The 8749-nt window shown below is 69.4% G+C and carries 7 protein-coding genes; 1 reads left to right on the forward strand and 6 read right to left on the reverse strand.

All coding sequences use genetic code 11. The features are described from left to right. Positions 1-108 precede the first annotated feature (108 nt). The 6 genes from G3I19_RS31780 to G3I19_RS31805 form a co-directional block, all read right to left on the reverse strand. Positions 109-648: a cupin domain-containing protein gene (locus tag G3I19_RS31780; RefSeq protein ID WP_164267179.1), complete on the reverse strand. Its 540-nt coding sequence runs from the start codon at positions 646-648 to the stop codon at positions 109-111. Positions 649-788: 140 nt separating this feature from the next. Then, positions 789-2228, reverse strand: a complete 1440-nt coding sequence (gene gndA / locus G3I19_RS31785) for an NADP-dependent phosphogluconate dehydrogenase (protein WP_164267180.1) — start codon at positions 2226-2228, stop codon at positions 789-791. 221 nt (positions 2229-2449) lie between these two features. Beyond that, complete coding sequence (locus tag G3I19_RS31790) at positions 2450-3805, reverse strand: GH1 family beta-glucosidase (protein WP_164267181.1); 1356 nt, start codon at positions 3803-3805, stop codon at positions 2450-2452. A gap of 62 nt (positions 3806-3867) precedes the next feature. After that, positions 3868-4776 carry a carbohydrate ABC transporter permease gene (locus G3I19_RS31795; RefSeq protein ID WP_164267182.1) on the reverse strand — a complete coding sequence of 303 codons (909 nt, stop codon included), beginning with the start codon at positions 4774-4776 and terminating at the stop codon, positions 3868-3870. Further along, positions 4769-5824 carry a sugar ABC transporter permease gene (locus G3I19_RS31800; protein ID WP_164267183.1) on the reverse strand — a complete coding sequence of 352 codons (1056 nt, stop codon included), beginning with the start codon at positions 5822-5824 and terminating at the stop codon, positions 4769-4771. Before G3I19_RS31800 ends, G3I19_RS31795 begins: the two co-directional genes overlap by 8 nt. A 13-nt stretch (positions 5825-5837) precedes the next feature. Beyond that, on the reverse strand, positions 5838-7163 hold the full coding sequence (locus tag G3I19_RS31805; RefSeq protein WP_164267184.1) for a sugar ABC transporter substrate-binding protein: 1326 nt from the start codon (positions 7161-7163) through the stop codon (positions 5838-5840). A 142-nt stretch (positions 7164-7305) separates the two neighbouring features. Between G3I19_RS31805 and G3I19_RS31810 the strand changes: the two genes are divergently transcribed. Beyond that, the gene (locus G3I19_RS31810) at positions 7306-8631 is read left to right on the forward strand and encodes an ROK family transcriptional regulator (protein ID WP_164267185.1); all 1326 of its coding nucleotides are present in this window, start codon (positions 7306-7308) and stop codon (positions 8629-8631) included. The last annotated feature ends 118 nt before the right edge of the window (positions 8632-8749 follow it).

An 8749-nucleotide genomic window follows, 5' to 3' on the forward strand; every position in this document is an offset into this window, starting at 1 on the left:
CCCCCGCCGGAGCGGTCACCGCCCCGGAACGGGGCGGCACGAGCCCGCCCGGTCGGCCCTGCGGCCGGTGCGCGCGGCGGAGGTGCCCCGGCTGCTCCGCCTCCGTGACTACTCCCGCTCTGTCTCCGTCCGCCCCGCCTCGAAGTCGAAGTCCTCCACGAAGTAACTGTCGTGGCGGACACGGAACTCCTTGAGCTCCTCCGGGCCGCGCCGCGACATCTCCGCGACCCGCTCGAAGTACTCCTCGCGCGGGGAGCCCGGGGAGAAGAGCATCAACATCGACACGGGGTCGTCGGTCGCGTTCTTGAAGGCGTGCAGACCTCCGACCGGCACATACAGGAAGTCCCCCTCGCGGCCCGTGACCCACTTCTCGCCGTTGAACAGCTCCAGTTCGCCGGAGAGAATGTAGAAGGACTCCGACATCGCCCGGTGGAAGTGGGTCTTCGCGCCGGCGGACCGCGGGCCCAACGCCCCTTTGTACAGACCGAATTCGCCGCCGGTCGACTCCTGGGTGGCCAGGTAGCTGGTGGACCCGCCGGGCGAGGAGACCTCCGGCGGTGTGTCGGCCGAACGGAAGGACGCGCTCACCTCGCCCCTGGTGCCGTGGTAACGGGGCTCCGGGTACTGCAAGTTCTCGAAGTACGACATCATGCGCTCCTTGTCAGCAGGTTCACCACAAGGATGTCCGCCGCGGCCGGGGTGCCGCATCGGACCTGCGAATGATCGTCGAAGGTACCGGGAACCAGGGGCTGTCCAGTGGGTCAGCTGTGCCGGCGGTATCAGCCGCGTCAGCTTTCGATTTCCGTCCTGTCCCCGCCCCAGAGGGTGTGGAAGGTGCCGTCGCGGTCGGTGCGGCGGTAGGTGTGCGCGCCGAAGTAGTCGCGCTGGCCCTGGGTGAGGGCCGCGGGGAGGCGTGCGGCGCGCAGCGAGTCGTAGTAGGCGAGGGCGGCCGTGAAGCCGGGGGTGGGTACCCCCTGGAGGACGGCGGTCGCGGTGACCGCGCGCCAGTCGTCCTGTGCGGCGGCGATCTCGTCGGCGAAGCCCTTGTCGGCGAGCAGGCTCGGCAGCTGGGGCTGTGCTTCGTAGGCGCCGGTGATCCGGTCGAGGAAGGCGGCGCGGATGATGCAGCCGCCCCGCCAGATCGCGGCGATCCGGCCCAGGTCGATGTTCCAGTCGTACTGCCGGCTGCCCGCGGCGAGTTCGTGGAAGCCCTGGGTGTAGGAGACGATCTTCGAGGCGTACAGGGCCTGTTCGACCTGGTCGGCGAAGGCCGCCGCCTCGTCCTCGCCCAGGGCCTTCGCGGTGGGCCCTGCGAGGTGCCGGGAGGCTTCGCGCAGGTCGGCGTGGCCGGAGACGGAGCGGGCGAAGACCGCTTCGGCGATGCCGGACACGGGCACGCCGAGGTCGAGTGCGATCTGGACGGTCCAGCGGCCGGTGCCCTTCTGCTCCGCCTGGTCGAGCACGACGTCCACGAAGGGTTTGCCGGTCGCCGTGTCGACGTGCGAGAGCACCTCCGCGGTGATCTCGATGAGGTACGAGTCCAGACGCCCGGTGTTCCAGGTGCGGAAGACATCGGCGATCCGGGCGGGGGAGTAGCCGGCCACGTCCCGCAGCAGTTGGTATGCCTCGCCGATGAGCTGCATGTCGGCGTACTCGATACCGTTGTGGACCATTTTGACGAAATGCCCGGCACCGTCAGGGCCGATATGGGTGACGCACGGAGCCCCGTCCTTGGCCTTCGCGGCGATCTTCTCCAGCATCGGCCCGAGCGACTCGTACGACTCGGCGGAGCCGCCCGGCATGATGCTCGGCCCGTGCAGCGCGCCCTCCTCGCCGCCCGAGATCCCGGTGCCGACGAAGTGGATGCCCCGCTCGCGCAGCTCCTTCTCGCGGCGCCTGGTGTCCTCGAAGTGCGCGTTGCCGCCGTCGATGATCACGTCGCCGTCCTCCAGGAGGGGTGCGAACTCCTGGATCACGGCGTCGGTGGCGTCACCCGCCTTCACCATGACCACCAGCCGTCGCGGGCGCTCCAGGGCCGCGACGAACTCCTCGGGGCTCTCCGTCGGCACGAAGATGCCCTCTTCGCCGAACTCCTCCACCAGCTCGTGCGTCCTGGCCGCGGTGCGGTTGTGCAGCGCGACGGTGTATCCGTGGCGTGCGAAGTTACGGGCGAGATTGCGGCCCATCACCGCGAGTCCCGTGACGCCGATCTGGGCTGTTCCACTCATTGGCCGTGCTCCTCGGAATCGTGCGGATGCTACGCCCGGCTCATACCTGGACTACCTGGACCGTACGTCCGTTGCCGCGATCCTGGCGGGATCTGTGGGCCGGGCGGGCGGAGGCGGCGGCGGACACGCCGATGGGGCCCCGGGCAGCGCCGGAGCCCCATCGGTGGTCGGTGGCATGACTCAGTCAGCGGGTCACGCGGGTCACGCCGTGGCCGGCCGGCTCAGGCGGCCCGCCGACCCCGGCCGCGGGCCGCCCGGACGATGTCCGCGTACCGGTGGCCGCTGCTCTTGACCGTGCGCCGCTGTGTCGCGTAGTCGACGTGCACCAGGCCGAAGCGCTTGTCGTAGCCGTACGCCCACTCGAAGTTGTCCAGCAGCGACCAGGCGAAGTACCCGGCCAGCGGGACGCCCTTGCGGGCGGCGCGGGCGCAGGCGGCCAGGTGCTCGTCGAGGTACTGGACCCGCTCCGGATCGTGGACCGAGCCGTCGCCGCGGACCACGTCGGGGTAGGCGGAGCCGTTCTCCGTGACATAGATCTTCCGCGCGCCGTACTCGTCGGCCAGCCGCACCAGGATGTTCTCCAGGCCGTCGGCGTTGACCTCCCAGTCCATCGCCGTGTGGCGGGCACCGGGCAGATAGACCTGCTTGGCGTGCGGCAGCGGACCCGTCGGGTCGTCCGTGACGACGTTGCGGAAGTAGTAGTTCACGCCCAGCCAGTCGAGCGGGGCCGCGATCGTGTCGAGGTCGCCGGTGCGGACCGGGAGGTCCACCCCGTACAGGTCGACCATGTCCTGCGGATAGCCGCGCCCGTGGATCGGGTCCAGCCACCAGCGGTTGGTGTGCCCGTCGGCCCGGACGGCCGCCGCCCGGTCCTCGGCGCGCTCGGTGGCCGCCTCACAGGGGCTGAGGTTGTTGACGATGCCGACGCGGGCACCGGGGACTGCCGCCCGGATCGCCTGCGTGGCCAGCCCGTGGCCCAGATGGAGGTGGTACGAGGTGCGGACGGCGGCGGTGATGTCCGTGAGGCCGGGCGCCATCCGGCCCTCCAGATGGCCGATCCAGGACGAGCAGAGCGGCTCGTTCAGCGTCGTCCAGTCCTTCACCCGGTCGCCGAGCCGCCGGGCCACCACGTCCGCGTACTCGGCGAAGTGCTCGGCCGTCTCCCGGGCGGGCCAGCCGCCGCGGTCCTGCAGTGCCTGCGGGAGGTCCCAGTGGTACAGGGTCGGGAACGGCGTGATCCCGGCTTCGAGGAGGCCGTCGACCAGCCGGTCGTAGAAGGCGAGTCCCTTCTCGTTGACCGGCCCGTCACCGCCGGGCACCACCCGTGGCCAGGCGACGGAGAACCGGTACGCGTCCACACCGAGCTGCTTCATGAGCCCGATGTCCTCACGCCAGCGGTGGTAATGGTCGCAGGCCACATCGCCGTGGTCGCCGTTGTCGATCTTTCCGGGGAGGTGCGAGAAGGTGTCCCAGATCGAAGGCGAACGGCCGTCTTCGGCCACGGCCCCCTCGATCTGGTACGCCGCCGTGGCCACCCCCCAGGTGAAGTCCGCGGGAAGGGAGTTGTACTCGTTCACGGGCTGCCTTTCTGCTGCGGGTGCTGAGCGGTGGGGAGGTGCGGAGTGGGAGGGGCGCGCGGTCACTTCACCGCGCCGGCGGTCAGACCGGCGACGAGGTAGCGCTGGAGCAGCAGGAATCCCGCGACGACGGGCACGCTGACGACGAGCGACGCGGCCATGATCTGGTTCCAGTACACGTCGTTCTGCGTCGAGTAGCCCTGGAGCCCCACGGCGAGCGTCCGCGTCGTGTCATTGGTCATGACCGACGCGAAGAGCACCTCGCCCCACGCGGTCATGAACGCGTACAGGGCGACGGCCACGATGCCCGGGACGGCCGCGGGGACGACCACCCTGAAGAGCGCCCCGAGCGGCCCGCAGCCGTCCACCATCGCCGCTTCGTCCAGGTCCTTCGGGATGGAGTCGAAGTACCCGATGAGCATCCAGATCGAGAACGGCAGCGAGAACGTCAGATACGTGAGGATCAGGCCGCCGCGGGAGCCGTACAGGTTCACGCCGGTCGAGTTCCCGATGTTCACGAAGATGAGGAACAGCGGGAGCAGGAACAGGATGCCGGGGAACATCTGGGTGGAGAGCACCGTGACCGTGAAGACCCGCTTGCCGCGGAAGCGGTAGCGGCTCACCGCGTACGCGGCGAAGATCGCGACCACCACCGAGCAGACACTCGCCGTACCCGCCACGATCAGCGAGTTCATGAAGTATCTGGCGAGCGGGATCGTGCTCCAGATGTCGATGTACGGGCGGACGGTGAACCCGGAGGGAATCCAGGAGAACTTGCCCGACACATCACCCAGCGGCTTGAGGGAGCTGCTGATCATGACGTACACGGGCACCAGGGTGAAGAGCGACACCAGGGTGAGCGCCACCCGCCGGGTCCAGACGAAGGACCGCGGCGGCGCGGTGGGGGAGCGGGGGACGGGGACCGGGCGCTGGGCCGCGGGGGAGCGCGGCACGGTGCTGGTACTAGACATCGGTGCTCTTCCTCCCGCGCGACGTGAAGATCAGGTACACGGCCGTCACCAGCAGCAGGAAGAGCAGGAGCAGTACGGACATGGCCGAGCCGCTGCCGAAGTTCCAGGTGTCGAACGAGGACTGGTAGATGTGGATGGAGACCAGGTCGGCGGCTTCCGGGGCCGACTTGCCGAACAGGACGTACGGCGTGTTGAAGTCGTTGAAGGTCCACAGGAAGAGCACCAGGACCAGGACCTGGTTGACGGAGCGCAGTGACGGCAGGGTGATCCGGCGGATCTGCTGCCATATCCCGGCGCCGTCGATCGACGCCGCCTCGTACAGCTCGCGCGGAATGTTCTGCAGCGCGGCCATCACCATCAGGAAGGCGAACGGCCAGGACTTCCAGATGGCGACGATGACGAGCGCGTAGAAGCTGTTGTCGCCGATCAGCCAGAACGACGGCTTGGCCGTGATGCCCAGCTGGTCGTGGAGGACGTGGTTCACCAGGCCGTTGTCCCGCTGGAACATGAACGCCCAGGTGATGATCGCGGTGTAGGCCGGCAGCGCGTACGGGATGAGGAAGACGGTCCGCAGGAGTCCCCGTCCGCGGAAGTCCTCCTGGAGCAGGATCGCCACTCCGGTACCGATCAGCCAGGAGAGCCCGACGGCCAGCACGGTGAAGGCACAGGTGACGTAGAAGGAGTGGAGGAGCGCCTTGCCGATCGGGGCGTTGAAGTCGACGGCGACGCTGAAGTTGTGCAGGCCGGTCCAGGGCGCCTGGCTCCAGTTGCGGATGAAGAACTGGGTGAGGCCGCGGAAGCTCATCACGATGCCGATGGCCATCGGCACGATGTGGATGAGCAGTTCGAGTACGAGCGCGGGCAGCAGCAGCAGATACGGCAGGCCGCCGCGGCGGATCCGGTCGGGAACGCGCGGGAGGCGTGGCCGCGTACCGCCGGACTTCTGCGTGTCGGCGCCGGCCGCCGGGGGCGTGGTCTCCTCCAGCAGGAGGGGTGACGCCGAGCCTCTCGCGAGGGGGTGGGGGCCGGGTGGCGGGTGGGAGGTCATCGGAGTCAGTGCCTCACTGGGTCATCTGCTGCTGTGCCTTGGTGAGCTTGTCCTTGACCGAGGCCGTCGTGATGGCCTTGCCCGCGGCGGCGTCGGACCACAGTTCCTTGATGGCGGTTCCCACGGTCGTCTCGAACTGCGACTCCGACGGCACCTGCGGCAGCGGAGCCGCGCTGTTGGTCAGTGTGTCCTTGAGGACCTTCACACCGGGCACGTTGAAGGCGGGGTCCGACTGGGCGGCCGTGACGGGCGGCACCGATCCGTAGGCTTTGTTGAGGATCTTCTGCTCGCTGTCGCTGGTCATGAACTTCACGAACTTCAGCGCGCCCTTGGTGTTCTTCGTGTTCTTGAAGACGGCCATGTTGATGCCCGCGACCATGGAGTTGACGTTCTTTCCCTGCCCGGGGGTGCCGGAGGGAACGGGCGCCGGGGCAGCCCCCCAGTCCTGCGGCTTCATCCCCTGGGAGGCGAAGGTGGACGCGGCGGCCTGCCACAGCACCATGGCGGTCCTGCCCTTGGAGAAGTCGCTGAGCGACTGGTTCTGGGCGTACTCCGCGTTGCCCGGCGCGATGACCTTGTCCTTGCCCATGAGGTCGACGTACTGCTTCACGGCGGCGACCGCGCCGGGTGAGGTGAAGGTCGGCTTGCCCGACGCGTCGAAGAAGTCGGCCCCGTGCTGCTGGGCAAGTACGAACGCCTGGTGGATGTTCTCGGAGAGGTTGCCGCCCTCCGCGCCGAGGCCCCACTTGCCGCTGGTGCCGTTCTTCGAGATCTTCCGGCCGTCGGCGACCAGTTCGTCCCAGGTGGCCGGGGGCTTGGCGATGCCCGCGTCGGCGAACATCTTCTTGTTGTAGTAGAGCGCGTACGAGAGGGAGTACAGCGGGACGGCCGCCGGGTCCTTCTTCGCGGCGCCCGCCGATGCCACCGCCGCGTCGACGAACCGGTCGCGGCCGCCGATCGCGTCGAAGTTGGCCTTGTCCCAGGGCAGCAGAGCGCCGGTGGCCTGCAGCGAGGCCGACCAGGTGTTGCCGATGTTGAGCACATCGGGGCCCTGGCCCGAGGTCGTCGCCGCGAGGATCCGCTTGAGCAGGTCGGCCCAGGGGACGACCTCCAGCTTGACCTTGATCCCGGTCTGCTGCTCGAACTTCTTCAGCTCGGGCGTGAGGATCTTCTGGTCGGCGGGGATGTTCGGCCCCTGGTTCGACGCCCAGTAAGTGAGCGTCTTGGGGGAGGCGTTGCTGCCCCCGCCACTGGAGTCACTGCCTCCCCCGCACGCGGTGACTCCGGCGAGCGTGGAGACGGTGATGGCGACTGCTGCTGCGGCTCTGATACTGCGCATGTGCGTAGGCCCCTTCCCGGGGAGGGCTGCGTTCAGGATTCGAACGGCCTTCACGACTTAATTCAGGTCGTGAGTTAAGTAGTGAGAGAAGGTCGCGTCAAGAGCTTTCACAGGGGTATGTTGCCTACCGGGAAGGAGCCACATGGCTGAACAGAGCAGACGAACTGTGCGTGACCTGCGGCGCGGCAACCGCGCCGAGGTATTGCAACGGTTGTATTTCGACGGGCCGCTCAGCCGCCAGGAGCTCGGCGCCGCCACCGGTCTGAGCTCGGGTTCGATCAGCAATGTGGTCGCCGAACTGGCCGCGGACGGACTGCTCGAAGAGGCCGGAGTGGTCGAGTCGGAGGGCGGCAGGCCGCGCACCCTGCTGCGTGTCGCCCCCGCGAGCGGCCATCTCATCGGGATCGACGTGGGGGAGACCCGTGTCCGGGTCGGGCTCTTCGACCTCTCCCTCGGTGAACTGGCCCGCGCCGAACGCCCGTTGGCGCACCACGGCTATGACGTGGACCGGATCGTCGGCCATATCCGTGAAGCCGTCGCCGATGTGCTGCGGGACGGGGACGTACGCGCGGACCAGCTCGTCGGAGTCGGAGTGGGTGTCCCCGGGATCATCGACCGGGGCGGCTCCGACGGTGTCGTCGTACACGGGCAGACCGTCGGCTGGGACGCCGTCCCGCTGGAGGCCATGCTCCGGGACTCGGCCGAACTCCCTTCCTCCGTACCGTTCTTCATCGACAACGGGGCCAAGACCCTCGGCCAGGCCGAGATGTGGTTCGGCGGCGGGCGCGGTGCGAGCGACGCCGTCGTGGTGCTGTTCGGCTCCGGAGTCAGCGCGTGCATCGTTGTCGACGGCGAGCTCTACGGCGCGGACAGCAGGGCCGTCGAATGGGGCCACACCACCATGCGGGTCGGCGGACGGCGCTGCCGTTGCGGTTCGCCGGGCTGTCTTGAGGCGTACGTGGGCGCCGAGGCGATCCGGGAGCGGTGGCTGGAGTCGGGCGGGCCCGCCGCAGCGGCGGCCGACGAGGAGACGGCACTCGCCACCCTGCTCGCCGCGGCGCTGCCCGCCTCCGGGGGCCTCGCGGGCGACACCGCGGCCGCCGGCCTGCTGGACGAGACCGCCGAGTATCTGGGTGCGGGGATCGCCGACCTCATCAACCTCTTCCGCCCCGAACGGATCCTGGTGGGCGGCTGGGCCGGACTCCTGCTCGGCCCCGCGCTGCTGCCCGCCGTGCGCCGGTACGCGAAGGAGTACGCGATGCACCACCCGGCCGAGCGCGTCACCATCGACCTGGGCACGCTGGGTGCGGACGCGGTGACGCTGGGGGCGGCCACACTGCCGCTCGCCGACTTCTTCGCCCGGGGCGGCAGGCACCGCAGGCCCGATGCCCAGGACCCGGGGGCCGCCGCACCTGCCGCCCTGCTGGGCCAGGGGAGCCGGCGGTCCGTGGTGGCCGAGCGGCGATAGGCCGGGCGCCCCCCAGCTGCCCGTGTGCGGAGAGTCGGTGGCCGGGGCTGCCTCAGGCGTGCGGGACGGGTCTGGTGGCCGTGGCCGTCGTACGGGCGAGCAGGCCGCGGGTGCCGCC

It is taken from the genome of Streptomyces sp. SID10853, assembly GCF_010548145.1.
In the GTDB taxonomy this organism is placed as follows: domain Bacteria; phylum Actinomycetota; class Actinomycetes; order Streptomycetales; family Streptomycetaceae; genus Streptomyces.

Bases quoted from the DNA above. Each gene is read 5' to 3' on its own strand.
- G3I19_RS31800 (WP_164267183.1), bottom strand. From the start codon at position 5,824: ATGACCTCCCACCCGCCACCCGGCCCCCACCCCCTCGCGAGAGGCTCG.
- G3I19_RS31805 (WP_164267184.1), bottom strand. From the start codon at position 7,163: ATGCGCAGTATCAGAGCCGCAGCAGCAGTCGCCATCACCGTCTCCACG.
- G3I19_RS31810 (WP_164267185.1), top strand. From the start codon at position 7,306: ATGGCTGAACAGAGCAGACGAACTGTGCGTGACCTGCGGCGCGGCAAC.
- G3I19_RS31780 (WP_164267179.1), bottom strand. From the start codon at position 648: ATGTCGTACTTCGAGAACTTGCAGTACCCGGAGCCCCGTTACCACGGC.
- G3I19_RS31795 (WP_164267182.1), bottom strand. From the start codon at position 4,776: ATGTCTAGTACCAGCACCGTGCCGCGCTCCCCCGCGGCCCAGCGCCCG.
- gndA (WP_164267180.1), bottom strand. From the start codon at position 2,228: ATGAGTGGAACAGCCCAGATCGGCGTCACGGGACTCGCGGTGATGGGC.